The organism is Microthrixaceae bacterium (assembly GCA_023957975.1).
Taxonomy (GTDB): domain Bacteria; phylum Actinomycetota; class Acidimicrobiia; order Acidimicrobiales; family Microtrichaceae; genus JAMLGM01.
Genome location: JAMLGM010000002.1, coordinates 24,828 through 50,032 on the forward strand (window position 1 = coordinate 24,828; position 25,205 = coordinate 50,032).

Annotated in this window: 20 protein-coding genes; 14 read left to right on the forward strand and 6 right to left on the reverse strand. The window is 66.7% G+C overall.

The features are described 5' to 3' along the window. Nucleotides 1-90 precede the first annotated feature (90 nt). The 6 genes from M9952_02895 to M9952_02920 all read left to right on the forward strand — a co-directional run bounded on the left by M9952_02895 (nt 91) and on the right by M9952_02920 (nt 6,500). The gene (locus M9952_02895) at nt 91-1,071 is read left to right on the forward strand and encodes a zinc metallopeptidase (GenBank protein MCO5311864.1); all 981 of its coding nucleotides are present in this window, start codon (nt 91-93) and stop codon (nt 1,069-1,071) included. Nucleotides 1,072-1,141: 70 nt separating this feature from the next. Further along, a complete protein-coding gene (locus M9952_02900; protein ID MCO5311865.1) occupies nt 1,142-1,465 on the forward strand; it encodes a hypothetical protein in 324 nt (107 codons plus the stop codon). 65 nt (nt 1,466-1,530) lie between these two features. Beyond that, nucleotides 1,531-2,436, forward strand: a complete 906-nt coding sequence (locus M9952_02905) for a hypothetical protein (protein ID MCO5311866.1) — start codon at nt 1,531-1,533, stop codon at nt 2,434-2,436. Between the two features lie 9 nt (nt 2,437-2,445). Continuing rightward, nucleotides 2,446-4,101 (forward strand): DNA polymerase Y family protein, encoded by a 1,656-nt coding sequence (locus M9952_02910; protein ID MCO5311867.1) that lies wholly within the window; start codon nt 2,446-2,448, stop codon nt 4,099-4,101. Between the two features lie 88 nt (nt 4,102-4,189). Next, the gene (locus M9952_02915) at nt 4,190-4,870 is read left to right on the forward strand and encodes a response regulator transcription factor (protein MCO5311868.1); all 681 of its coding nucleotides are present in this window, start codon (nt 4,190-4,192) and stop codon (nt 4,868-4,870) included. Nucleotides 4,871-5,027: 157 nt separating this feature from the next. Further along, nucleotides 5,028-6,500 carry an ATP-binding protein gene (locus tag M9952_02920; GenBank protein MCO5311869.1) on the forward strand — a complete coding sequence of 491 codons (1,473 nt, stop codon included), beginning with the start codon at nt 5,028-5,030 and terminating at the stop codon, nt 6,498-6,500. Nucleotides 6,501-6,620: 120 nt separating this feature from the next. Here the strand turns inward: M9952_02920 and M9952_02925 are convergent, their stop codons facing one another. Both M9952_02925 and M9952_02930 read right to left on the reverse strand, forming a co-directional pair. Further along, complete coding sequence (locus tag M9952_02925) at nt 6,621-7,469, reverse strand: Bax inhibitor-1/YccA family protein (GenBank protein MCO5311870.1); 849 nt, start codon at nt 7,467-7,469, stop codon at nt 6,621-6,623. Between the two features lie 101 nt (nt 7,470-7,570). Continuing rightward, complete coding sequence (locus M9952_02930; GenBank protein ID MCO5311871.1) at nt 7,571-8,824, reverse strand: cytochrome P450; 1,254 nt, start codon at nt 8,822-8,824, stop codon at nt 7,571-7,573. 120 nt (nt 8,825-8,944) lie between these two features. Between M9952_02930 and M9952_02935 the strand changes: the two genes are divergently transcribed. The 4 genes from M9952_02935 to M9952_02950 all read left to right on the forward strand — a co-directional run bounded on the left by M9952_02935 (nt 8,945) and on the right by M9952_02950 (nt 16,289). Next, the gene (locus M9952_02935) at nt 8,945-12,451 is read left to right on the forward strand and encodes an error-prone DNA polymerase (protein ID MCO5311872.1); all 3,507 of its coding nucleotides are present in this window, start codon (nt 8,945-8,947) and stop codon (nt 12,449-12,451) included. Nucleotides 12,452-12,606: 155 nt separating this feature from the next. Further along, nucleotides 12,607-13,974, forward strand: coding sequence for a D-alanyl-D-alanine carboxypeptidase family protein (locus M9952_02940; GenBank protein ID MCO5311873.1), 1,368 nt, complete (start codon nt 12,607-12,609; stop codon nt 13,972-13,974). A 119-nt stretch (nt 13,975-14,093) separates the two neighbouring features. Continuing rightward, nucleotides 14,094-15,284 carry an acyl-CoA dehydrogenase family protein gene (locus M9952_02945; GenBank protein ID MCO5311874.1) on the forward strand — a complete coding sequence of 397 codons (1,191 nt, stop codon included), beginning with the start codon at nt 14,094-14,096 and terminating at the stop codon, nt 15,282-15,284. 75 nt (nt 15,285-15,359) lie between these two features. Then, the gene (locus M9952_02950) at nt 15,360-16,289 is read left to right on the forward strand and encodes a thioesterase family protein (protein MCO5311875.1); all 930 of its coding nucleotides are present in this window, start codon (nt 15,360-15,362) and stop codon (nt 16,287-16,289) included. A 12-nt stretch (nt 16,290-16,301) separates the two neighbouring features. On the opposite strand, the gene M9952_02955 is transcribed toward M9952_02950, so the two are convergent. Next, the gene (locus tag M9952_02955; GenBank protein MCO5311876.1) at nt 16,302-16,889 is read right to left on the reverse strand and encodes a TetR/AcrR family transcriptional regulator; all 588 of its coding nucleotides are present in this window, start codon (nt 16,887-16,889) and stop codon (nt 16,302-16,304) included. A gap of 200 nt (nt 16,890-17,089) precedes the next feature. On the opposite strand from M9952_02955, the gene M9952_02960 reads away from it, so the two are divergent. Further along, nucleotides 17,090-18,694: an MFS transporter gene (locus M9952_02960; protein ID MCO5311877.1), complete on the forward strand. Its 1,605-nt coding sequence runs from the start codon at nt 17,090-17,092 to the stop codon at nt 18,692-18,694. A gap of 113 nt (nt 18,695-18,807) precedes the next feature. Here the strand turns inward: M9952_02960 and M9952_02965 are convergent, their stop codons facing one another. Beyond that, nucleotides 18,808-20,058, reverse strand: a complete 1,251-nt coding sequence (locus M9952_02965; protein ID MCO5311878.1) for a hypothetical protein — start codon at nt 20,056-20,058, stop codon at nt 18,808-18,810. Between the two features lie 209 nt (nt 20,059-20,267). On the opposite strand from M9952_02965, the gene M9952_02970 reads away from it, so the two are divergent. The 3 genes from M9952_02970 to M9952_02980 are packed head-to-tail and all read left to right on the forward strand — an operon-like array spanning nt 20,268 to nt 23,287. Beyond that, complete coding sequence (locus M9952_02970) at nt 20,268-21,488, forward strand: hypothetical protein (GenBank protein MCO5311879.1); 1,221 nt, start codon at nt 20,268-20,270, stop codon at nt 21,486-21,488. Further along, entirely contained in the window at nt 21,488-22,429 is a 942-nt protein-coding gene (mca, locus tag M9952_02975; protein ID MCO5311880.1) for a mycothiol conjugate amidase Mca, read from the forward strand. The genes M9952_02970 and mca overlap by 1 nt, the downstream gene beginning before the upstream one ends. 24 nt (nt 22,430-22,453) lie before the next feature. Further along, nucleotides 22,454-23,287 carry a ChbG/HpnK family deacetylase gene (locus M9952_02980; protein MCO5311881.1) on the forward strand — a complete coding sequence of 278 codons (834 nt, stop codon included), beginning with the start codon at nt 22,454-22,456 and terminating at the stop codon, nt 23,285-23,287. Between the two features lie 80 nt (nt 23,288-23,367). Here M9952_02980 and M9952_02985 read toward each other — a convergent pair whose 3' ends face one another. Then, a complete protein-coding gene (locus M9952_02985; protein MCO5311882.1) occupies nt 23,368-23,916 on the reverse strand; it encodes a thermonuclease family protein in 549 nt (182 codons plus the stop codon). A 40-nt stretch (nt 23,917-23,956) separates the two neighbouring features. Next, nucleotides 23,957-25,135 carry a steroid 3-ketoacyl-CoA thiolase gene (locus M9952_02990; GenBank protein ID MCO5311883.1) on the reverse strand — a complete coding sequence of 393 codons (1,179 nt, stop codon included), beginning with the start codon at nt 25,133-25,135 and terminating at the stop codon, nt 23,957-23,959. Between the last annotated feature and the right edge of the window lie 70 nt (nt 25,136-25,205).

A 25,205-nucleotide genomic window follows, 5' to 3' on the forward strand; every position in this document is an offset into this window, starting at 1 on the left:
GGGCACGTAGGTTGGACCGGCGCGCTGGGTCGATGAGGGGCACCGGCGGCGAGGCCGTAAACAGGACGCCGTAAGCAGGAGGAAAAGGTTATGGAGTGGGATCCGAAGGAAGCCGACACCGGTGACATCATCGATCGGCGCGGTGCCGCATCGAGCGGTGGTGGTGGCCTCGGTGGTCTCGGTTCCATCCTCGGAGGTGGGAAGGCCAAAGGCGGCCTTGCCGGCGTGGTGATCGCGCTCGTCGCGGCCTTCTTGATCCCGGCGCTCAGCGGAGGTGGCGGTGGTTCGGGCATCGACCTGTCGGGGCTGGGCCTCGACAACCTTCCCGGCCTCGACGGGATGGAGGCGATGCCAGCGAACGGCGACGCCGCCGATGTGTCGATCGACCCGGCGAGCGATCCCGATCGTGAACTGAAAGAGTTCGCCAACGTCGTCGTCACCGATTCAAACGACTTCTGGGAAGAACAGTTCGCTGCGGCCAAGATTCCCTATGACCGCACGAAGATGGTGCTGTTCAGCGGTGCGGTGCGCAGCGGATGCGGCAGTGCGGATTCGGCGATGGGCCCCTTCTATTGTCCCGCCGACAAGTTGGTCTACATCGACCTGTCGTTCTTCGAGGAGCTCGCCTCGCGCTTCGGAGCCCCGGGCGATTTCGCTCAGGCCTATGTGATCGCTCATGAGGTCGGCCACCACGTGCAGAACGAACTCGGAGTGATGGATCAGGTCGCCAAGGCCGAACAGCGCGACCCGGGAGCCCGATCCGGAGCGACGGGGCTGTCGGTGCGAACCGAGTTGCAGGCCGACTGTTTCGCCGGGGTCTGGGCGCACAGTCGATACGAACGAGGACAGGCCGATCCGACAAAGCGGCTCGACGACGGCGACATCGAAGAGGCGCTCTCGGCCGCCGAGGGCGTGGGTGACGACACCCTCCAGCGCCAGGCCACCGGCCGGGTCAACCCTGAGGGGTTCTCCCACGGCACCGCCGAACAGCGTCAGAAGTGGTTCACCACGGGCTACGACTCCGGCGATCCCGATCGCTGCGACACGTTCTCCGCCGACCGTCTGGGTTGATTGCCTCGACCGTGGGGGCGCCCGCAGGTTGGGCGTTGTGCTGAGGCGAGCGACTACGATCGCGGGCGCTATGGGACAGCCAGTCAGCGTCATCGAATCCAAGTCCAAGGCCGGTGGTGCCGTTCGTTACGAAACGAATCGCATGCTCACCGGAACCGGCCACGAGCGATACGTCGCAGGTCAGGAGATCCTGGGGAACCGTCCTGCCGACGTGTTGGCCCGTCGGATCTTCGAGCGCGGCGGTGTCGACGCGGTGCACGTGAACGGTTCAGTGATCACCATCGACCCGGCCAAGGGGTCCGACACCGTAGGGGTGAAGGAGCTCATCGAAGACCTGTACACCTATTACCGGCCGGGGGTCGCGGTCCCGGCGTTTCCCACCGAAGACGCATAGGGCTGCATCGCTTCGGATCGAAGTTCCACTTGCGGTGAGGCGAACGAACGTTCGATACTTGCCGAATGGCAGTTCTCAGCTCCTTCGACCCGTTCGCGTACGAGCCTGACCCGGAACCCGAGTCGGAGTTCGACGACAGCGATCAGGGCGGTGTTCACGGCGGTGTTCACGGCGGTGATCGCGGCGGGGCCGTGGGCGAGGTGCGTTCCCCGCTGAAGGTCGAGCGCCCGGCCCCGGCGCTGGCGGAGATCGTCGAACGAATCCGGCCGACCGTGCTCGCCGCAGAGCGGACCCTGCCAGTACCCGCCGCGATGCGTGACCTCTTTCCCCTCGGCGGTGTGGCTCGGGGGAGTCGGTTGTGCATTCGGGGGGCTGGAGCCTCTTCGTTGTGCATGGCGACGTTGGCTGAGGCCTCCCGGGAAGGATCGTGGATCGCGGTGGTCGGTGGGGAGTCGTGGGGGTGGGCCGCTGCGGCGCGTGCCGGGTGGAAACTCCAACGGTGCATCGTCGTCGACGAACCTCCGGTGTCTCGCTGGGGCACCGTGGTGGCGGCCCTGGTCGACGCCTTCGACCTCGTGGTGGTCGACCCGACCCATCAGGTCAGCGCCGCCGATGCCCGACGGCTGGTGGCACGAAGTCGTGAACGCGCTGCGGTGCTGATCGATGTGGCGGTTCCCGATGGTCGCCGCCGGTTCCGTTGGCCGACCGAGGCGGAACTGACCCTGCAGGTCGACACCACCACATGGGACGGACTCGGGGCGGGTGCCGGGATGTTGGGGCGGCGACAGGTGACGGTGTCGTCGGTGGGGCGCCGCGGCGCGGCTCGACCACGCCGGGTGGAGCTGTCGATCGCCCCCGACGGTGCGCTGGCCGTGCTCGAGGGTGCCTTCGAGACGTCGGTATCGGCGTCAGCGTCGGCGTCGGAGACATCCGCTGCGCCGGCGAATCGGCGGCTTCGGGCAGCGGGGTGACGAGCCGTCATGGCAGTTTCCGATGAGCCGACACGCACGGTCGTCGTGTGGTGCGCCGACTGGCCGGCCATGGCGATGGAACGCGGCGATGGCCGCGCGGTGGTGGTCATGCGGGCGAATCGGGTGGTCGCCACCAACCCGTTGGCCCGGGCTTTGGGGGTGATGGCCGGAATGCGCCGTCGCGAGGCGCAACGGCTGTGCCCACGGGCCGAACTTCTCGACCGCGACACCGAACGCGAGGCGAGGGCCTACGAACCGATCGTCGCCGCGCTCGACGACATCACCCCGCGAATCGAGATCACCCGGCCCGGTTCGTGTCTGTTTCCGAGCCGTGGCCCCGCCCGGTATTTCGGCGGCGACGGCCCACTGGCACAGGAGGTGGCCCGAGTGGTGCGTGGCCAACTCGCCCTGCCGACGGCCGTGGGGGTCGGGATCGCCGACGGAGCCTTTGGTGCCACCCTCGCCGCGAGGGCCGCTGCGGAACTCGATGGTGACGCGGGAGCGCCTGGCGAGCCGGGTGCTGCGCCTGGTGACGGGACTGCGCCTGGTGTCGGGCCGGCGATCGTGGTCGACGTCGGTGAGACCCCGCAGTTCCTCGCCCCGTTTCCGATCGACACCCTCGGCCGTCCCGAGCTGGTGGAGGTGTTGAGGCGCCTGGGGTTGACCACGTTGGGGTCCTTCGGGGCTCTGCCGGAACGCGACGTGTTGGCGCGGTTCGGTTCGGAGGGGCAGCGGGCTCAGCGGTTGGCTCGGGGGCTCGACCTGCGCCCGCCCCATCTGGTCGACCCCCCGGTCGATCTCGACGTCGTCCACGAGGCCGACCCGCCGATCGAACGGGTCGATCAGGCGTCGTTCGTGGCCAAAATGCTGGCGGACGATCTCCACGAGCGTCTCGGCGGGCGTGGGTTGGCGGCGGTCGCCATCATCATCGAGGCGACGACCACCGACGGGCAGGTGATCGAACGACGGTGGCGCCACGACGCAACGTTGAGCTCGACCGCGGTCGCCCAACGGGTTCGCTGGCAACTCGACGGCTGGTTGACCAGCACCCAGGGGCGGCGATCCCGCGGCGCCGGCGCGCTCGTTCGCTTGCGGGTTCGTCCGACCGAGGTGGTCGCGGACGTCGGACGTCAACTCGGGTTCTGGGGTGGGGCCGATGCCGCGTCGATTCGTGCCCGCGGCGGGTTGGCCCGGGTTCAGGCGGTGTTGGGATCCGACTCGGTCAAGGTCGCCGAGTGGAAGGGAGGTCGGGCGCCGGGGGAGCGGTATCAACTCGTGCCGGTCGACACGGTCGGGGTCGCGGCCGACGAGTCCTTCGAACTCGCCGAGCCCGGTCCGGAGCCCTGGCCGGGGAGCCTGCCCGACCCGCCGCCGGCGCTCGTGTGGTCTCAGCCGAGACCGGCCGAGGTGGTCGACGACGCCGGCGCGCTCGTGCGTATCGACCGTCGAGGGCGACGAAGCGGCGACCCGGCTCGGTTGTCGATCGAGTCGGGGCCCTGGCAACCGGTGGTGGCCTGGTCGGGGCCGTGGCTGGTCGACGAGCGGTGGTGGGACGCACAGGGGCATCGCCGGCGTGCCCGCTTTCAGGTGTGCACCGAGGCTGGCGCAGCCCATCTGGTCACCCTCGAGGCGCAGCGATGGTGGGTCGAAGCCACCTACGACTGAGTGGGTCGACTTCGCTCGGTCAGGGCTGCTGTGAGGTGCCTCATCGCTTTGGAACGATTCTCGGCGGTTCATCCGACAGAATGGACCCGTGAAGGTCTTGGTCATCGAAGATGAGGTCGCACTCGCGGATGCCGTCGCCCGTGGGCTCGGCGCTGAAGGATTCGAGGTCACCGTCGCCAACGACGGCCTCGAGGGTCTCGAGTTGGCGCGTGGCGCAAAGTTCGACCTGATCGTGCTCGACATCATGTTGCCGGGTATGAACGGGTACCGGGTGTGTCGGACCTTGCGTGAGGAGGAGATCTGGACTCCGATCCTCATGCTCACCGCCAAGGACGGGGAATACGACGAGGCCGAGGCGCTCGACACCGGGGCGGACGACTTTTTGTCCAAGCCGTTCAGCTTCGTGGTGCTCGTCGCGAGGCTTCGTGCGTTGGCCCGGCGTCGCAGCGACGCCAATCTTGCTCCGCTCGAGTTCGACGATCTCACCCTCGAACCGGTGTCTCGCACCGTGCGTCGCGGCGACAGCGACATCTCGTTGTCACCCCGCGAGTTCGCGCTGCTCGAGGCGCTCATGCGCCACAGCGGTGAGGTTGTGAGCAAAACCGACCTCCTCGATCGGGTGTGGGGCGAAGACTTCGAAGGCGACCCGAACGTCGTCGAGGTGTACATCGGGTATCTGCGCCGCAAGATCGACCGCCCCTTTGGCCGATCCGATCTCGAAACCGTTCGCGGTGAGGGCTACCGGCTCGGCTCACCGCTGCCCAAGTAGCGCGGAGCCGACCGTGACCGATACGGGCGAGACGGGTGGCGCTGCAGTCTCGGCAGGGCCGTCTGTAGCCTCGGTCGGGCCGCCTGCTCATCCGCCTGCTGCGCCACCTGCTGTGCCAGCCGCCGGCGAGGCTCCGCCGCCTCCGAAGGCGCCACTGTTGTCGAACCGTTGGGCCTCACGGGTCCAGCGTCGTTTGGCGTATCTGGCCCCGCGTCGCCTCTTCGGTTCGGTCCGCGTCCGGTTGACCTTCGCGGTGTCGGTGATCTTCGCCGGAGCGTTGTTGCTGGCCTCGGCCGGTCTGATCCGCCAGGTTGAATCCGCGCTGGTCAGCGACGTTCGGGCGCGCAACGACGCCATGGTTCACACGTTGGGAAAAATGGTGGCCAGCGGAGACCTCGATGCGTTGGCCGCCCAGGACATCTCCCAACTTCTGAACGGCATTTCGGATTCGGCACAGGCCGAGATCCTGCGCGAGGGACTCAACAACAGCTTCGTCTACGTGCAGGGCGCCGGAAGCGCACAGATTTCGCAGGACATGTCGGTGCTCGAACGGATCAAGCGAGTCGTGACCGACGAGGAGGTGCCGCTGTGGGGCAAAGTGCTTCCGAGCCGCATCGATGAACAGCAATACGTCGTGAGTCGTGTGGAAATCCCGACGCCCGGTGGCAACATCGTGTTGAGTGTCGCCCGGTCCCTTGAGGAGGTGAAACGCACCGTCGATCAGGTTCGCGGGGCACTCACCTTCGCCGTGCCCTCGTTGATCGCCGCGGTCGCGCTCTCCGCGTGGATGATGACCGGCCAGGCGTTGCGTCCGGTCCAGGCGATCACTCGCCGTGCCCGGGAGATCACGGCGACGACCCTCGATCAGCGGGTCCCCGTGCCTCAGACCGACGACGAGATCGGCCAGCTCGCCCGCACGATGAACGCCATGTTGGATCGGCTCCAAGAAGCCTCGGAGTCTCAGAAGCGATTCGTGTCCGACGCCAGCCACGAGTTGCGATCGCCGGTTGCATCGATTCGGGTACAACTCGAAACAGCGCTCATGTGCCCCGACGACACCGATTGGGAGAAGGTGGGACGCACGGTGCTGGCCGAGGACGTTCGCCTCTCGGCGCTCGTCGACAATCTGTTGGCACTCGCCCGCATCGAAGAGGGGCAGCGCCGTCACCTCGGCGAGGTCGACGTCGACGAACTCATCCACGAGCAGTTGTCGCGGCAGCGCCGGGTGACGATCGATCGTTCCGGGGTGCTCGCCGGACGCGTCTATGGGGTGCGCGATGAACTGATGAGCGTGGTGCGCAACCTCATCGACAACGGCGAACGCCATGCCCAGGAACGCATGCGGGTCTCGCTGGTCACCAAGGGGCCATGGGTGCGGTTGTGCGTCGAAGACGACGGCCCAGGGGTCGACCCTGCGTTGCGCGAGAAGGTGTTTGAGCGCTTCGCCCGCCTGCAGGAGGCCCGCAACCGCGATGCGGGCGGGGCTGGGATCGGGCTGGCGCTCACCAAGCGGGTCGTCGAGGCCCACAGCGGCCGGGTCTTCGTCGAAGATTCCGACCTCGGCGGCGCATCGTTCGTGGTGGAGTTGCCGTCGGCCGACTTTGACCCGAACGACGAGTTCGCCGACTGACCCCGACTGACCCCGACTGCCCGCCCCCGCCCGCTTTACAGTTTTGTAGGTACTTTCTGCGGTCCTGGCCGCAGAAAGTACCTACAAAACGCCGAATGTGGGGGCCGGTGGGGCGTCGACCTAGTTGTCGCGGAGCTTGGACAGCAGGCGCAGCAACTCGAGGTACAGCCAGATGATGGTGACCATCAAACCGAAGGCGGCGAACCACTCGTATTCCTTCGGCAGGCGGTTGGCGACGCCCTTTTCGATGAAGTCGAAGTCCAACAACAGGTTGAACGCGGCGATCCCGACGACGATGACGCTGACCGCGATGCTGACCGGACCCGATCCGGCGAGCATGGACGGCCCGCTGGTGAAGAGCCCGACGACGAAGTTCACCAGGTAGACGACGAGCACTCCGAAGGTGGCGGCGATGACCGCCTTGGTCATGCGAGGCGTGACGCGCAGCACCCGGAATCCGTACAGCACCAACATGGCGGCGAACACGCCGGCGGTGGCCAGCACGGCGGTTACCGCAATGCCGGGGTAGGCGATGTTGTAGTAGTGCGAGATGAACCCGAGCAGCAGACCCTGGGCGAGGGCGTAGGGGATGGCGAGCACCTTGGCGAGGTGCGGTTTGAACGACGTGACCATCGCCAGGCCGAAGCCGACGATCATCGGGCCGAACAGCCAGCCCATCGACCCGACCGGGCCGTAGACCCGTGCGCCGGTGGCGTCGAAGCCGAGAAATTCGCTGCTCACCCGCGACCAGCCGTAGACGGCGGTGGCGATGGCGAATGCGAACAGCACCAACGTTGCGCTGACGGTGCCGCCCATCGTCATCGCCCCGGTGGTGGTGGCGGCCTGGGTGCCGTGGGCGAGCTGGTCATAGCTCTGGTTCCACTGGGCATCGATCGTGCCGCGCGCGGCGGTGTCGCTGCGTTGGGCCGGATCGTTGAAGTGTTTGTCATTGAGTAGCGGGTTGCTCACGGAGTTACCTCGTCTCGGGAATGGGGCAAGGCTACCGGCCGGCGGGGGTGTGCCGGTGGCGCTGCTTGAGAGGTCGCGTGGACGGCCGGGTGCCGCCCCGGTCACCAACGTACGTGCATGCGTTTGATGCCGTTCACGAAGTCGCTTTCGAGTCGTTCGGGGGCACTGGTGAGTTCGATGTTCACAAGCCGTTCGACGACTTGTCTCATGGTGGCGCGAATCTCTGCCCTCGCCAGGCTCGCCCCGAGGCAGTAGTGCACACCGCCTCCGCCGAATGCGACGTGATCGTTCGGCGTGCGGGTGATGTCGAAGCGATGCGGATCCTCGAAGACCTCCTCGTCGCGGTTCGCCGAGGCGTAATAGAGGACCACCTTGTCGCCCGCAGCGATCGCCATCCCGCGGATCTCGGTGTCGCGGGTGGCGGTGCGGCGGAAGTTGTGGATCGACGAACCCCACCGCAGCATTTCCTCCACGGCGCTTTGCCACAGCTCGGGTTGGCTGCGCAGCTGTTCGGCTTGTTCGGGGTGATCGAGCAGAGCGAGAAGTGAGTGGTTGATCAGATTGCGGGTGGTCTCGTTGCCGGCGACCACGAGGGTGACGAAGAACAGGTTGAGGTCGGTGTTGTCGAGCCGCTCTCCGTCGATTTCCGCGTGGACCAGGGCGGTCATGAGGTCGTCGCGGGGAGTGACCCGGCGATCGGCGGCTACGGCATCGCACAACATGAAGATCTCGGCGGAGGCCTCATTGGAATTCACGTGTGCGTACTCGGGGTCGTCGCGCGAGCCGATGAGGTCGTTGGAGATCTCGAACATGCGGGGCCACAGCTCGCGTTCGAGCCCGATCATCTCGCAGATCATCTGCACCGGGACCTGGGCGGCGATCTCCTCGACGAATTCGCACTCACCCCGCTCGATCACCTCGTCGATGACCAGCTCGGCGCGCGCCTCGATGTCCTCGGTGAGTTTCGAGATCATGCGCGGGGTGAAGGCCTTCGAGATCAACCGGCGCGCACGGTGGTGTTTCGGCGGGTCCATGTTGAGGATGGTGAGACGCAGTTGTGCGAGGGTTTCCTCGTCGGCAGTGGGGATGAAGGTGCCGCCGAGTTCACTGGAAAAGGTCTTCCAGTCGTGGCTGACCCGTCGCACGTCCGCGTGTTTGGTGATCGCCCAGAAGCCGGGGCCGTCCGGTTCGTGATGTCGATACACGGGCGCCTCGCGGCGGAGCCGATCGAACTGGTCGTGGGGAACACTCCGACCCCACGTCGGGGCCAGCAGGTCGATACCGGTCAGCGCCCTAACCGGCTCGCCGGCTGGTTCATCGGTTGGTTCGACGGCCGTTCCGGTCCTCGCAGTCACATCCACCCCATTACCTTGTGTTCTTCGACCTCTCGTGGTCGCCCCGGCCACTGGCTATCACAGATCCGGGCCACAGACGCCCCGCCGCAAGCGAACGAATGTTCGTCTATGGTGGGGCGGATGGGGTTCAACAACAGGGCGATGTCGTGGAAGGAGTTCGAATCGGCGTTGAGCAGCCGACTGCCCGACTCGATTCAGGCCAGCCATCGCGGCGAACCCCACCCCGGCGACGGTTCCGACAGCCCGGCGTGGTCGCGTCACCGTCTGCCCTATGAGGCCAACGCCGTGCGGGCGACGGCGACGGTGCCCTATGCCGAGTTGCATGCCCATTCCAATTTCAGTTTTCTCGACGGGGCATCGCATCCCGAGGAACTCGTCGAGGAGGCGGCGCGGCTGGGGCTCGAAGCGTTGGCACTGTGCGATCACAACGGTTTCTACGGGGTGGTTCGCTTCGCCGAGGCCGCCAGGGCGGTGGGGTTGCCGACGATCTTCGGGGCCGAACTCACCATCGACGGTTCCCATCGTGGCATCGACGGGAGCGCTGCCGGTCGGAGTGCGGGCGGGCGCGCTGGTGGGCGCACGGCGGTGCCGGATCCGGCGGGGGAACACCTCGTCGTGTTGGCCCGCAACCCGCGGGGCTACGCGAGCCTGGCGAGGGCCATCAGCGTGGCGCAGATGGCCGGCGAGAAGAACGCGCCACGCATCTCCTATGACGATCTGTCGATAACGCTGCGGGGAACCTCCGGGGCCTCCGGAGACGTGGGGCGCGGAGATCATCTCGTGCTCACCGGATGCCGTAAGGGCACGGTGCCGGCCGCCTTGAGCGCCTCGGGTCCGGCCGCGGCGGAACGCGAACTGCTGCGGCTCGTGGCGACCTTCGGGCGCGAGAACGTGGCGGTGGAACTGTGGGATCACGGCGATCCGCTCGACGGGGCACGAAACGACGCACTCGTCGAGTTGGCGCTGCGCCACCGGTGTGAGGTCGTCGCCACCAACAACGTGCACTACGCGACGCCACAGCAACGCCGTTTGGCCACGGCGCTCGCCGCAGTCCGGGCACGCGCCAGCCTGGACGAGATCGACGGGTGGTTGCCCGGCGGCGGGCTCGCTCATCTTCGGTCGGGGGCCGAACAGGCGGCGAGATTTGCCCGGTACCCAGGGGTGGTCGCCGCGGCGGCGCGCCTCGGCCTCGAATGCGCCTTCGATCTGCGTCTGGTCGCTCCGAGTCTGCCGCCCTACCCGTGTCCGAAGGGCGACGACGGTCGCCCGCTCAGCGAGATGGTGTATCTGCGCCGTCTCGTCGCCGACGGTGCGCAGCGTCACTACGGCGCCCCGGGCACCGAGCGGCTCGCCCGGTTCTGCGCCATGCACGGCACGGACCCCTATGCCCAGCTCGACCATGAACTCGACGTCATCGAACAGCTCGGGTTCGCCGGCTACTTCCTCATCGTGTGGGACATCGTCGAGTTCTGTCGTCGCTCGAACATCTTGTGTCAGGGTCGGGGGTCGGCCGCGAACTCGGTGGTCTGTTATGTGCTCGGCATCACCAATGCCGATCCGGTGGCGCTGAGGTTGCTGTTCGAACGGTTTTTGTCCCCCGAACGAGACGGGCCACCCGACATCGACATCGACATCGAGTCGAACCGGCGCGAGGAGGTCATCCAGTACGTCTATGGCCGCTATGACCGCAATCACGCCGCGCAGGTCGCCAACGTGATCACCTATCGGGCGAAGTCCTCGATCCGCGACATGGCCCGAGCGCTCGGCTACTCGCCGGGGCAACAGGACGCGTGGTCAAAAGAGGCCGATCGGTGGGGGTCGCTGCCCGAGGTCGGAACCCAGGACGACCACGACATGACGCTGCCCGACACCGTGTTGGCGTTGGCGCGGGAGGTGCTCAACTCGCCGCGGCACCTCGGGATTCATTCGGGAGGCATGGTGCTGTGTGACCGGCCGGTCAACGAGGTGTGTCCAACCGAATGGGCGCGCATGGAGAACCGGTCGGTGCTGCAGTGGGACAAGGAGGACTGCGCTGCGGCCGGACTGGTGAAATTCGACCTGTTGGGGCTGGCCATGTTGGGGGCGATCCACGAGACGATCGACCTGATCGCGCAACATCACGGGGTGGAGGTGGACATCGCCCACCTGCCCCAGGACGACGACGTGTACGACATGATCTGTGCCGCCGACACGATCGGGGTGTTCCAGATCGAGTCCCGTGCCCAGATGGCGACCCTGCCGCGCCTTCGCCCGCGGACGTTCTATGACCTCGTGGTCGAGGTGGCGCTCATCCGCCCGGGTCCAATCCAGGGCGGTTCGGTTCACCCTTACATCCGCCGGCGCAACGGCGACGAACCGGTCACCTACCTGCACCCGTTGCTGGAGAAGTCGCTCGCCAAGACCCTCGGGATCCCGCTGTTTCAAGAACAACTCATGCAGATGGCGATCGACGTGGCCGGGTTCACGCCAGCCGAGGCCGACCAGCTACGCCAGGCGATGGGGTCGAAGCGCTCGGTCGAGCGGATGGAACGGCTGCGGCGGCGCCTGCACGCGGGGATGGCGGCCAATGGGGTCACCCTCGAGGTCGCCGAGGTGATCTACTCGAAGCTGGTGGCCTTCGCGAACTACGGGTTTCCCGAAAGCCATAGCGTCAGTTTTGCTCACCTGGTCTATGTGTCGGCCTGGTTGAAATACCACTATCCGGCGGCGTTTTGTGCCGGGCTGTTGCGGTCGCAGCCGGTGGGGTTCTATTCGCCGCATTCGCTGGTGCAAGACGCCCGTCGCCATGGGGTGGTCGTGCGGTCCCCCGAGGTGAACGCATCGTCGTGGCAGGCGAACCTCGAGGCGTGCGAGACCTCGACCGGGGGTGTGGCACTTCGTCTGGGGTTGAACTCGGTGCGCCATGTCGGCGACGAGTTGGCCCAGGAACTCGATAGCGCCCGGCCGTTCGCGTCGATAGAGGACGTGGCCCGGCGCGGGAGTTCGGCTGAGGGGGGAGTGAAGCGCAACGTGATGGAGGCCCTCGCCACCGCGGGAGCGTTCGGGTGCTTCAGCGCTGGTGCCGGCGCGGATGCTGGTGCGGGTGCGGGTGCGGATGCCGGGCGGGTGAGGGGCCGACGCGAGGACTTGTGGACAGCGGGGGCGACGGTTGCGGCGGGGCCTGGTCGACTCGCCGGAGTGGTGCTCGGGTTGGACGCCCCACAGTTGCCGCTCATGGACGCTCGACAAGAGGCGTTGGCGGACCTGTGGGCCACCGGGGTGTCGGCCTATGGGCACCCCACGGTCTTTCTTCGCGACGAACTCGATCGACGCGCGGTGTTGTCCGCACAGCGGCTGAAGACGGCCCAGCCCGACACCAACGTTCGTGTGGCCGGAGTGGTGACCCACCGTCAGCGACCGGCCACCGCCGGGGGGACCCTGTTCATCAACCTCGAGGACGAGACCGGGCTCATCAACGTCATCGTGTCGAGCGGGTGCTGGCAGCGCTACCGGGCGATCGCTCGTCGTGCCCCGGCGTTGTTGGTAAGCGGGCGGCTCGAACGAGCCGACGGGGTCACCAACGTGATCGCCCACCGTCTCGAGGCGCTGCCCCTCGCCGGTGCCGGAGGTTCCCGGGACTTTCGGTAGCGATCCGGCCGACCGACGTGCGGGCCCGTCACCACGTGGGCCGGTTCGGCGGGCTAGGGTCACGACATCGCGAACGACAGTCGTTCGAATGCCTCAACGTACGGTCTCTCAAGGCCGATGCTGTTCACGTGAGTCCCTCTCCGTCCGTTTCCCCGATGCGCCGCAGAATCGTGGCCACCGCCGTGGCTGTGCTCACCGCGGTGGTTCCGGTCATCGCCGCGCCCGGTGCGTCGGGGCAATCGGTTTCGGGAACGTCGACCGGTGCGTCGACCGGTGCGTCGACCGGAGCGTCGAAGAAGTCGACGAAGAAGAAGACCGCCGACGATGACATCGACCTGCTGCGTTCCGACGCCGAAACCGTTCGAGCCGAGATCGACAAGACCGAGGCCGCTCGTACGGAGGCCCTGGCGACGCTCGGTGCGGTGACCGTCGAAGTGGAGCGTGCCCGCCAAGCCGAGCGGGTCGCGGCCGAGGCGGTGCAGGAGGCCCAGGATCTCGTCGACGAGATCGATGCGAAGGTGGCGATGGCGATGCGCGCTGCCTACACCTCCAACACGGTCGACTACCCGATCGAGCTCGCCTATCTCGTCGACTCGAACCAGGCATCGATGCGGCGGCGATACATGGAGCACTGGGCCGAGAAGCTCGACGTGCTCCTCGACGAACAGGAGCGTGCCCGTTCGGAGTTGGCGGTCGAACGCGAGCGGGCGGCCGACGCCACCAAGGCGGTGGAACAACGTCAGTCCGAAGCTCAGGTGCAGCTCACCGCGATCGAGGAACTCGAGTCCAACCAGATTCAGTTGGTCAGTGCAATCGAGCAGCGCCTCGACTCGGCGCTGGCCGAAGCGGCAGCGATCGAGGAACTCGACAAGGCGATGGCTCAACAGATCGTCGCTCGGGAACAGGAACTGCACGCGGCTGCCGTCGCATCGGCCGGGGCGGACCGTGGTGCGCCGGCGGGTACCGCGGCGGTCGCTGGGAACACCCCGACAAAGGGCGCCCCGGTGGCCACGGGTGGGCCTGGGTCGACGGCACCGCCAGCGTCGTCGGCGCCCGCGCCCGGCCCGGTGGCGTCGACCGCCCCGCCGGCGACCGCCGCAACTCCGACCACGCTGCCGTCGGGGACCTCGAGGGTGGACGTCGTTTACGTGCGCGGCATTCCCGTAGCTCGCAGCATCGCCGCGAACTTCGAGGCGATGCTGTCGGCCGCCTCGTCCGCCGGATTGGTCATCAGCGGTAGCGGCTATCGCGACATCAGCGTTCAGATCGGGCTGCGGGCCAAGAACTGTGGTCCGTCCGATTTCGAGATCTGGTTCAAACCATCCTCACAGTGCAGCCCACCGACGGCCATCCCCGGGCGTTCGATGCACGAAAAGGGTCTTGCGGTGGATCTGACCTGTGACGGTGTTCTGATTCCGAGTCGTACCAACAAGTGTTTCGTGTGGCTCGCCGCCAACGCTGCAACCTACGGCTTGAAGAACCTGCCGTCGGAGCCGTGGCACTGGTCGACCAACGGAAACTGACAGCCCGGCAACCGACACCGCCCGTTCTCCGATAACCAGTGGTCGTGATCACGACCACTGGTTATCGGGAAACGGGCTGGCGGGGGTTCGGGGCGGTGGGCGACAGGTAGCGTTCGGGGATGTCGTTCGAGGTGCCTTCCCACATCCGTCCGCTTCGAGAAGCGGTTCACGCGTTCATGACCGAGCGGGTTGAACCCGCCGAACCGGTGTTGCATCGCGGTGGCGAGGAGGCCCGAGAGTTGATTCGAACGCTGCAGGCCGAGGCGAAGGCCGAGGGACTGTGGGCGCTCGGGCATCCGGCCGAACTCGGCGGCGGTGGGCTGGCGTTCATGGATTACGTGTACGTCAACGAGGTGCAGGGCAGGAGCGAGTACGGCCAGATCGCGCTCGGCACCTACACGTTGCAGGACACGCTGATGCTGAATCGATACAGCGAGGGCGCGATCCGACAGACCTACCTCCAGGCCCTCGCCGATGCGCGGATCGGTCCGAGTTTCGCCATGACCGAACCCGAGGTTGCGAGTTCGGATCCGACCCAGCTCAAGACCCGGGCGGTGCTCGACGGGGACGAATGGGTGATCACCGGCCACAAGTGGTTCACCACCGGTGCTGCTCAGGCCGCCTACACCACGGTGATGTGCCGCACCGAGGACGAGTCGGTGTCGCCGTACGCAGCGTTTTCGATGATCATCGTGCCGACCGACACCCCCGGTTACGAGATCGTCCGCGAGACCCCCGTGCTCGGCCTCGACCACGGCCATTACGAACTTCGCTTCAACGAGGTGCGTGTCCCCAAGGAGAACCTCCTCGGACCTCGGGGCCAGGGGTTCGCCATCGCACAGGAGCGCCTCGGCCCGGGCCGGATCTTTCATTGCATGCGTTGGTTGGGTCAGGCGCAGCGGGCCTATGAGTTGCTGTGTTCCCGGTTGAACGAGCGCACGGCCTTCGGAGAGCCCCTCGCTAAAAAGCAACTCATGCAGTCCCACGTCTTTGAGAGCTACGCCGAGATCCAGGCCGCACGCCTGCTGACCCTGCACGCCGCCCACAAGATCGACCAGGGCGATCAGGCCCGTGTGGAGATCGGTGCGATCAAGGTGGTCGGGGCGCGCATGTTGCACAACGTGATCGATCGGGCGATCCAGGCCTACGGAGCGGCGGGGCTCACCGACGACACCCCGCTCGGCTACATGTACCGCACGGCGCGGTTCGCGCGGATCTATGACGGCCCCGACGAGGTGCACATCCACACCGTCGCCCGACGGATCCTCAAGGAGTACCGCGACGGCGCGGGCATCGACTGGGTCTCGTGAGGGTCGGGGTGTGATCGTGGGGGTGTGATCGTCGGGGTGTGATCGTCTGGCCGTGAGGTCGGACAGACTGATGCGATGAGCAGATTCGAATCAGACACCGCGGTCAACGCGCTCGGTGGCGGTGTGTTCGAGGTCGACATCAGCGATGGCTGGTGGGTGGTCGGGGCACCGAACGGCGGATATTTGGCGGCACTGGTCGCTCGGGCCGTCGAGGCGGCCGGCAACGAGGCGGCCGGCAACGAGGCGGCCGGCAATGAGGCAGCCGGCAACGAGGCGGCGGGCAACGAGACAGGCGCCAGTGTGGATCACAAGCGCATCCGGTCGATCACGTTCCATTTCCTTCGAGCCCCCGAACCCGGCCCGGCACGGGTCGAGTGTTCGATCGAGCGGGTGGGGCGATCGGTGGCGACCGTGACCGCGCGGCTGGTTCAAGAGGGTGTGGTACAGGTGGTCGCGCTCGCAGCGCTGGGTGCAACCCGTCCGGGCCCGACCTGGAACGACCTCACCACACCGACCGCCCCCGACCCCGCCGAGGTCGCCACCCTCGTCGGCGATCCCGAAGCGGTGGCGATGGCGGAGGCGATGGGCGTGACGATCGGGCAACGCTTCGAGCTCAAGCCATGCCTCGGGTCGTCGCAAGCCGAGATGTCGTCCCTCGCCGGAAGCGGCGTGGCGACGGGGGCCTCAAGCGCTGCGGCGACGGGTGGGGGATGGTTGCGCTTTGAAGATCTCGCGCCGATCGACCGGTTCGGTCTGATCGCGTTGAGTGACGCATGGGCACCGCCGATGGTGCACAAGTTCCCGGATCGTCCCCCGGTTGCGCCTACCGTGGAACTCACCGTGCACGTCCGTAATGAACCGGCCGACCCTCACGACTGGGTGCTCGGACATTTCAGTTCACCGCTGGCGGAGGAGGGGTACACCGTGGAGGACGCCGAGTTGTGGGATCGCCACGGTCGGTTGTTGGCCTCCGCCCGCCAGGTGGCGGTCATCCCCGCGCTCTGAGGCCGGACGCGTTCAGTTCGTTTCAGCTTGAACCTCGGTGGCCGCACCCGCGAGGAATTGCGCCACGACCTGCGCGGTGAACTCGGGGGTCAGCAGGTCGGGTCCGATCATCGCGGCCGTCATGATGGGTCCGATCAGCAGCATCGCGGCTCGGTCGACGTCATCGTTGACCCAGGCCGGAAGGCGGCCCTCGGAGACGCCACGGGTGAACACGGAGCGCATGACCGCGCTCTGTTCGGTGTCGAGTTGTTTGCTGAGTTTCGCGAGTTCCGGGTGCTGTGCCCGGAGCCTCAACAGCGCTGGGAAGATCCGTTGCCAGCGCTCGTCGGCAAGCGCGGCGACGACCTGGTCGACGCCGTTGCGCAACTGCTCATCGAAGTTCTGCTGTTGATCGGGTGCTGCAATGCGTGGAGCGCACTCGCGAAACACCGCCTGAACGAGGTCGTCGCGCGACTCCCAGTGGCGGTAGATGGTGGTCTTGGCCACGCCCGATCGTGCGACCACGCCGTCGACCGTGAGGGCTTCTGGGCCGCCTTCGACCAGCAGGTCGATTGCAGCGGCCATGACATTGCCTCGGGTTCGTGCGACTCGGGCGTCCATTCCGAGCTCCATTTCTGGCGGGGGCGGGGGTGTGACCAGTGTCTCGCGATTCGATTGGCGACGACGGCCCGGTGTAACGATACGATACCGTAGCGTAGTAAAGAGGGCCAGTCGACAGACCGTCAGCACCGATGCTGCAACCCCTCCGAACCGGCAGAAGCCCTTCCAAACCCCTCACCGACGAATCGAGCCGAGACGAGATGACCGCAGTACTCACCGGGGACGACCATCTGGTCGTCCACCATGACGAGCCCGAGCTGAGCTCTCGGCAAAAGAACCTGATCCTCACAGCGATGTGTGTTGCGCTCATCGCGGTCATGGCTGCGGTGTCAGGCCTCAACTCGGCGCAGATGAAGATCTCCGAAAGCCTCGGAGCCTCGACCGGGGACTTCTTGTGGATCGCCAATGCCTACACGTTGGCACTCGCCGCCCTGTTGATGCCGGTGGGCGCGATCGGCGACCGGTGGAGCCGCCGAAAGGTTCTCCTGTTGGGCCTCACCGTCTACCTGGTGTCGAACGTCGTCGGCGCCTTTGCCGGGTCGGTCGCCATGCTCATCGGCGCCCGGGCCATCGCCGGTGTCGGCGCTGCGATGATCATGCCGGTCACCCTGTCGGTCATCACCTCAACCTTCCATGGCGATGAGCGTCAGCGCGCCATCGGCATCTGGTCGGGATTCGCCGGTGCCGGCGCCATCTTCGGCATGTTCATCAGCTCGCTCATCGTCGACAACGCATCATGGCGATGGGTGTTCATCATGCCGATCGCACTAGCGGTCATTGCATTCGCATTGTCGGCCCGCCTGGTACCTGACGGTGCCGACCACCACGGCGGTCGTTTCGACTATGTCGGTTCGCTGCTGTCGGCGGTCGCCGTCGGCGGCCTGGTGTTCGGAATCCACGAGGGCCCCGAGAAGGGCTGGACCGCCCCGATCACCCTCATCCCACTGGTGGTCGGCGCCGTCGCAGCGGTGGCCTTCGTGCTCTACGAGCGCCAACACGAGAACCCGCTGTTGAAGGTCGAGGTGTTCAAGAACCGCATGTTGTCGGCGGGAACCGGGCTGCTGTTTCTGATCTTCATCGTCATGATGGGCATGTTCCTCGTCATCACCCAGTTCCTCATGGGCGTGCTCGGATGGGGCGCGGTGAAGGCGACCGCCGGCATGTTGCCGATGGCGTTCGCGATGATGCCGCTGTCCGCAGTCGCTCCGCTGATCGCCAAGAAGACGGGGACCCGCGCGCTGTTCATGATCGGGTTCTCGATGGCCGCCGGCGGGCTCGCACTCGTCGCCTCGATGGTGTCGGTCGACGGCGGGTATCTGTCGATCCTGCCCGGGCTGATGGTGGTCGGCGCCGGTATCGGCTTGTCGATGACCCCGGGCACCGCCGCGATCACCGGCTCGTTGCCGCCCGAGGACCAGGGTGTCGCCTCGGCGCTCAACGACTCGGTGCGCGAGATCGGTGCGTCGGTCGGCATCGCCCTGATGGGCTCGGTGCTGTCGGCGGCCTACACCTCCGGCGTGGGAGACGCTGCCTCGCAGCTTCCCGGTGAAGTGGCGCACCATGTGGAAGAGGGCATCTTCGGAGCGCGTGCGGTGTCGGAGCAGATGATCGCCGGAGCGAACGGAGACCCGCAGATGGCGGGGCTGGGCGAGCAGTTGCTGCACACCGCGCAACAGGCGTTTGTCGACGGCTGGTCCAAGACCATGTGGATCTCCGCCGGGATCGCTGCGGTGGCGGCGATCGGGGCGGCCGTACTGGCCCCGACCAAGAGTCGCGAGGCCGAATTCCGCGTCGATCTCGACTGATCGAACCGCTGACCGATCAAACCGCTGACTGATCAGGCTTGCTGTCGGAGGCGACCTCACTCGTCGCCATCGACAGCAAGCCTGCGCTTTGGGCGGTCTCGACCGGCCTCGGCCTAATGGCTGTGATGTGACAGGCAGGCCTTGGTCTCGCCCTCTGGCACCTGACCGCCGGCGACGCCTTCGAGCGCGGCGAATGGCCCACACGGGTGCGGAGTGATCCAGACGTGGATCATCGGGGTGGGATTGAACTTGACCAGCGGGGGTGTGCACGTTCCGCCGATGCTGGTGACGCCGGCGACTCTCGGGGCTGTCGGGTCGTCGGAGAAGCACAGGTCGTCGTGAATGTGCCACTGGGTGAGATTGCCGGCGATGTCGGGAACGTCGTCGAAGGTCGCACCCTCCCACAACATGAACATCGCCGACACCAGCGTGCGCCCGCCCGCCGGGTCGGCCTGGTAGACGAGCGATTCGGGGTAGTCCGGGTCGAGGACGCGGTCGTCGTTGATGTAACCCCAGTTGATGAGGTGCTCGAACCCGGTGCCGGCATCGCCGATCGTCACGAACCCATCGGCGAGCGCGGTCGCCTGGTCGGCGTACTTGGGCAGTTTCTGGACGGTGTTGCTCACGAGCGTCTCGGCGCGTTCGACCTGCTCGTCGGAGAGCCCGTCGATCCCGGACAAATCGATGTTGTTGGGGTCATAGGGGTTGGGCGGAACGACGGCCTGCTCGGGCTCGTCCGATCCGTCGCTGTGGTCGTCGCTGTGGTCGTCGCCGGCGCCGCCGTGGGAGTGAACCTTCACACTCGACATGGCGGTGCCGGTCAACGCGATGACGACCACGGCCACCGCGGTGAGCGCTGCGGACCACGGGGCAAGGCCGGGCGCGGGGCGGGACCGGGGCGCGGGTGCGGTCGACGCAGTGTCTGCGGCAGATTCGGAGGGGGTCGAATCCCAGCCGAGGGCCTGAACCACTGCGGCGATCAAAGCGAGTCCGGCGAGGGCTGCGGCGAGGCTGTCGGCGAAACCGGGTGATTCCGCGACCTCCAATCCGTCGACGAAACCGATGCCGGAGGTTACCGCCAGCACCCACCCGCCGACGGCTGCGGCGCCGACCGCCACCCCGGCGAACGCCAGGGGACGGGAGCGACGCACCAGCGTTGCGGCACCCCAGGCGAGCTGTGCGATCGCCAACACTGTGAACGAGATCGCCAACTGGCGGTGATCGCTGTGTGCCCCGACCGCGACGGCATGGATCGCTCCCGCGCCGATCGAGGCCACAGCTCCGATGGCGAGGAGCCACGCGGCGTCGCTCCTGGCGGCCGGAGGTGAAGGCTGAGGTTCGTTGTCGTCGGTTGCGATCTCCATGGCGACCCCCTCGGAGCGGTTGGTGACTCGCGTCACATCTCCGTCGGGTGCAGGTTACCGTCGCTGCGACCGGCGGTGGAGATCGCCGGCGTGTCGATGATGCGGCACCACGTCGGCGGAACAGGTGAGCGTGGCCGGTGCGCGCCTGCGGCGCAATCCGTTACGCTCGGGGGTCTTCTATGGATGATCGACCTCGAAGTCTGAGGACCATGTTGGCGGAGGCGAAGGACACCTCCGAACTCATGGTCGACCTTGCCTATGCAGCCGTCTACTTCAACGACCCCGGGATGTGCGAAGAGGTCGCCGATCTCGAGGAGCGGCTGAACGATCTCGTTCAGGACATGCGGGCGGTGTGCATCCTTGCGGTGCGTCGACCCGCCGAGGCCGAATCGATGGCCTCGGTGCTGCAGGTGATCGGCGCCATCGAGGGCATCGGCAACGCTGCGATCGACATCACCCGGATCGTGACCCATCGTCTCGGGATCCCACGCGAACTGATTGCAGACCTGTCCAACGCCGAGGAGGTGAGCCACCGGGTGTGGATCCGCGAGGGGTCTCACATGGCGAACCGTCCGATCGCCTCGCTCGAGCTCACCGTTCAGACCGGAATGCGGATCATGGCGATTCGTCGCGGCCGCAGTTGGATCACCGAGATCGATGGCGACATCGTGTTGGTGCCCGGAGACGTGTTGTTTCTTCGCGGGTCACCCCCGGGCATCGTGCGGTTGCACGAGCTCGCGGCGGCCCCCACCTGGAATCCGCCCGACGCCTCCTCAGGAGCTGCACTCACCGATCTCGACCGAGCGGTTGACGTGCTGGTCGAGATGAAGAACATGTCCGAAGCAGCGGTCGGCCTGGCGTATTCCGCGCTCGCACTTCGCGACCGCGGACTCGCGGCGGAGGTGTCACATCTCGCCACACGCCTCGACGAGATGAAGGATCACCTGCAGTTGTGGGTGTTGCGCGCGAGTTCGAGCGATGTCGACCCGTCACCGCTTCGCGGCTTGTTGCAGTTGAGCCACGTTGCAGAGGAACTCGGAAACCAGGCGAGCCAGATGGTGTGGCTCATCAGTGACGACGTCGAGTTCCACCCGGTGTTGGCGATGGCCCTCGGCGAGGCCGATGTGGTGGTCATGAGGGTTCCGGTCGCAGCGGCATCGACGGTGGTCGGCGAGACGCTTGCTACGATGCAGCTCGACACCGAACCGGGATTTGCCATCCTGGCGATTCGCCGCGGCGGCCAGTATCTGTATCGCCCCCGGCCATTTGTGGCATTCGAGGTTGGCGACGAGGTGATCGCGGAGGGGCCATATGAGGGGCGCCAACGGCTGGCTGAGCTCTTCGGCTGGCATCTACGCGACGACGATGACGACGATTCTCCGGGCGAACTCGAACTGGTTCCCCTCCGGGGCACCGACGGTGCCCGCTGATGTCGGTGCCCGCTGATGATCGGCCCGAGGGCGGGGTCGGGAACGGCAGGTCGTCGCTGACGCAGCCTTGCGATCCAAACGACGTTCCGCTCGCGTTGTTGACCGTGCACGCCCACCCGGACGATGAGGCCTCGAAGGGTTCGGCGCTCGTCGCGAAGTACGTCGCGCTCGGAGTCCGAGCGACGCTGGTGTGTTGTACCGGCGGCGAACTCGGCTCCGTCCTCAACCCGGCGATGGATCGTGAAGAGGTGCACGCCGACCTGGCGGGGGTTCGTCGCAAAGAGTTGGAACGGTCGGCGCAGATCATCGGGTTCAGCGACGTCGATCTGCTCGGATACCGCGACTCGGGAATGCCCGACATGGAGGAGAACCACGACCCGTCGAACTTCTGGAACGCGCCGTTGAACGAGGCCACGGCACGGCTCGTGGCGTCCATTCGTCGGGCGCGGCCGCAGGTGATGATCACCTACGGCGACGATCAGGGCGGATATCCGCACCCCGATCACCTCAAGGTGCACACGGTGAGCGTCGAGGCATTCGACCGGGCCGCAGACGAGTCGTACCGGCCCGACCTGGGCGCTGCGTGGCAGGCCAGCAAGCTCTACTACTCGGTATGGTCTCGCCGGCGCGGCCTCGCCCTGCACGAGCGGATGGTGGAACTGGGCGTCGAGTCGCCGTTCACGCCGGAGTGGTTGGACCGGTTCAACCAGGACGAACGAATCACGACCTCGGTCGATGTCGGCGAGTTCATGGAGGTGCGCGACGCCTCGCTGCGGGCACACGCCACCCAGGTCGATCCCAATGAGGCGTTCTGGTTCGGTATCAACCCGCGCGAACAGGCTCGCGCCTACCGGTGGGACGACTACATCCTCGCTCGGTCGCTGGTCGACACCGATCTGCCCGAAGACGACCTTTTCGCGGGCATCGTGGCTTCCTGGTGATCGACGAGTTGTAGGTTGGGGACCGTGACGACACTCGCTCAACGCCTTGGATTCGCCGACGATGAACGGGTCGTCATCGTGACCTGCGATGAGTTCGGCCTGAGCCACGCTTCCAACGAGGGTTGTCTTGCCGCGCTCGACGGGGTGGCCACGAGTGCATCGTTGCTCGTTCCGGCTCCATGGTCACGGTCCGCGGTCGCATATTCGGTCGGCCTCGATGTCGGGGTGGGGTTGACCCTGAACTCGCCGTTCGATCGCTATCGCTGGGGGCCGATCACCCACGCTCCCTCGCTGCTCGACGGCGACGGAGGGTTCCCTCGAACGCTGGATGATTCGTGGGACCATGCCGACCTCGACGAGGTACGTCGCGAGTGCCGGGCCCAGATCGAGCGCGCCGGGCTGTGGGGGCTCGAGGTATCCCATGTGTCGTCGTATCTCGACGCCATGTTGTTGCGGCCGGAGTTCTTCGACATCTACGTCGACCTGGCGCTCGAGTTCGAGCTTCCCGTCCGCATCGCCGGCCCAGCGGCGGAGCAGGGGGCGGGGTTTCGGTTTCGCCAGCTCGCGTCCGAGGAGGGGTTGTGGTTTCCCGACGAGTTGATCGAGTTGGGTTCTGCGGGGATCGTCGGGCGTTTGATTGAAGTGACGGACTCGCTCGAGCCGGGGGTGACCGAGATCGTGTTGCGGCCTTGCGTCGACTCGCCTGAAGCGCGCGCGATCGGGGCCGAGTGGGACGGTCGCGTCGCCGACTTGGCGCACCTGTCGGATCCGGGCCCGCTTGCGGAGCTGCTCGAGAGCCGAGGCGTGAAGACCATCGGGTGGAGAATGGTGCGAGACGCGCTGCGTTCGGCAGGGTGACCTGCGCCCCGGTGGCGCACCGGTCGGTGCTCCGGTCGGTGCTCCGGTCGGCGCCCCGGTCGATGTGCCGAGCCCGCGCCTCAGCCGTCGGCCGGGCAGTTCGACCAGAGCCCACGCCCCTCGGTGCGCGCCGTGCGTTCGGCCTCACTGAAACGGTCGCGATGGGTCAGGTTCGGGGCGATACTCAGCGTGTTTGCGTAGCCCTGTTCAACCATGTCGAGGTTGACGAAGAGTCCGTCTGAAGCTCGATATACGTACACCAGAAGCCGGCCGTATCGATCGCGAGGCTCCTCGTCGACTTCGAGGCGAAGCGAGGTTCCCTCCGGAACGAGCTCTGCGAGGTGACGCGAGGCCTCTTTGCCGAAGCATTGCACCGGCTGGCGTGGATCGACGGTCTCGGGGGTGTCGATGCCGATGAGGCGAACCTTCTCCTCGTCCGGTCCGATCCGGGCGACGAGGGTGTCGCCATCGACGTGTCGCACCACCACGGCGTTCGCCTCGAGCACGCCGTGAACGGGTCCGTCGCGACCGGTGCACCCCGCCAACGCCGCGGCGAACCCGGCGAACCCGGCGACGAGCGCGACGATGGCGATGAGGGAGGCCTTCGCCCTCGCCGAGCCGGCGGTCACGTTCGACGCGGACCGCGACGGTTTCGTATCCGTCGCTTCGTCAGAGCCGGGAGATGATGGTTCCCGTGCCGAGGCCACCGCCGCAGCACATGGTGATGAGGGCATTGGTGCCGTCCGTGCGCTCGAGTTCGTTGAGCGCCTTGGTCATGAGGAACGCCCCCGTGGCTCCGAGCGGGTGCCCCAGCGCAATGGCCCCGCCGTTCGGGTTGGTGGTCGCCGGGTCGGCGTCGAATTCTTTCATCCACGCCAGCGCGACGGAAGCGAACGCTTCATTGATCTCGGTGAGGTCGATGTCGGACATGGTCATGGCCGTCCGGTTGAACAGGTGGCGGGTGACGTCGATCGGCCCGGTCAACATCATCACCGGATCGACGCCGACGAGAGCGGTGTCGACGATTCGCGCTCGTGCGGTCAACCCGAGTTCCGCGGCCTTGGTGGCGCTCATGATGAGCACGGCTGCGGCTCCGTCGGAGATCTGGCTGGCGGTGCCGGCGGTGTGTACGCCGTTGTCGCGGGCGACGGCCTTGAGGCCCGACAACTTCTCGAGCGTGGTTTCGCGGAGCCCCTCGTCGCGCGAGACCCGATGGGTGGTGCCGAGCGCTTCGCCACCGTCGCCGACGTCGGGGGCATCGATTTCGATGACCTGTGTGTCGAAGCGGCCCTCGTTCCAGGCGAGCGCGGCCCGTCGTTGCGACTCGACCCCGAACGCATCGGCATCGGCACGGGTGATTCCCCATTTGTCGGCGATGCGCTCGGCGCCTTCGAACTGTGAGACGAACTCGTACTGGGGGAAGTACGACTTGGGGATGGGCACCCCGAGGCCGAGGGCTTTGTTGGAGTTCGAACCGATCGGCACGCGGCTCATGGCCTCGACCCCGCAGGCGATGGCGACATCGACGACGCCGCCTGCGACGAGAGCACTGGCCAGGTTGGTGGCCTGTTGGGAAGACCCACACTGGGTGTCGACCGTGGTGGCCGCCACCTCCTGGGGGAGCCCGGCGGTGAGCCATGCGGTGCGCGTCACGTTGAAGCTCTGTTCGCCGACCTGGCTGACGCAGCCGCCGACGACCTGGCCGACCTCGAGTGGGTCGATACCGTTGCGTTCAACGAGCGCCTTGAGCGTGGTGGCGAGGAGATCGGTGGGGTGGACCGTGGCCAATCCGCCGTTGCGCCGGCCAATAGGGGTGCGGACTGCGTCGATGATCACTACGTCGGACATGGGGTCGATCCTAGGCATACGCGGCGACACCGGGCGGCGGCGAGCGACATCGGGTGGCGGGCCGGAGTTG

Excerpts from the sequence above, each read along its gene's own strand:
- M9952_02960 (MCO5311877.1), top strand. The coding sequence starts at position 17,090 with ATGACCGCAGTACTCACCGGGGACGACCATCTGGTCGTCCACCATGAC.
- M9952_02900 (MCO5311865.1), top strand. The coding sequence starts at position 1,142 with ATGGGACAGCCAGTCAGCGTCATCGAATCCAAGTCCAAGGCCGGTGGT.
- M9952_02905 (MCO5311866.1), top strand. The coding sequence starts at position 1,531 with ATGGCAGTTCTCAGCTCCTTCGACCCGTTCGCGTACGAGCCTGACCCG.
- M9952_02935 (MCO5311872.1), top strand. The coding sequence starts at position 8,945 with ATGGGGTTCAACAACAGGGCGATGTCGTGGAAGGAGTTCGAATCGGCG.
- M9952_02970 (MCO5311879.1), top strand. The coding sequence starts at position 20,268 with ATGTTGGCGGAGGCGAAGGACACCTCCGAACTCATGGTCGACCTTGCC.
- M9952_02990 (MCO5311883.1), bottom strand. The coding sequence starts at position 25,135 with ATGTCCGACGTAGTGATCATCGACGCAGTCCGCACCCCTATTGGCCGG.
- M9952_02945 (MCO5311874.1), top strand. The coding sequence starts at position 14,094 with ATGTCGTTCGAGGTGCCTTCCCACATCCGTCCGCTTCGAGAAGCGGTT.
- M9952_02940 (MCO5311873.1), top strand. The coding sequence starts at position 12,607 with ATGCGCCGCAGAATCGTGGCCACCGCCGTGGCTGTGCTCACCGCGGTG.
- M9952_02955 (MCO5311876.1), bottom strand. The coding sequence starts at position 16,889 with ATGGACGCCCGAGTCGCACGAACCCGAGGCAATGTCATGGCCGCTGCA.
- mca (MCO5311880.1), top strand. The coding sequence starts at position 21,488 with ATGTCGGTGCCCGCTGATGATCGGCCCGAGGGCGGGGTCGGGAACGGC.
- M9952_02965 (MCO5311878.1), bottom strand. The coding sequence starts at position 20,058 with ATGGAGATCGCAACCGACGACAACGAACCTCAGCCTTCACCTCCGGCC.
- M9952_02895 (MCO5311864.1), top strand. The coding sequence starts at position 91 with ATGGAGTGGGATCCGAAGGAAGCCGACACCGGTGACATCATCGATCGG.
- M9952_02910 (MCO5311867.1), top strand. The coding sequence starts at position 2,446 with ATGGCAGTTTCCGATGAGCCGACACGCACGGTCGTCGTGTGGTGCGCC.
- M9952_02950 (MCO5311875.1), top strand. The coding sequence starts at position 15,360 with ATGAGCAGATTCGAATCAGACACCGCGGTCAACGCGCTCGGTGGCGGT.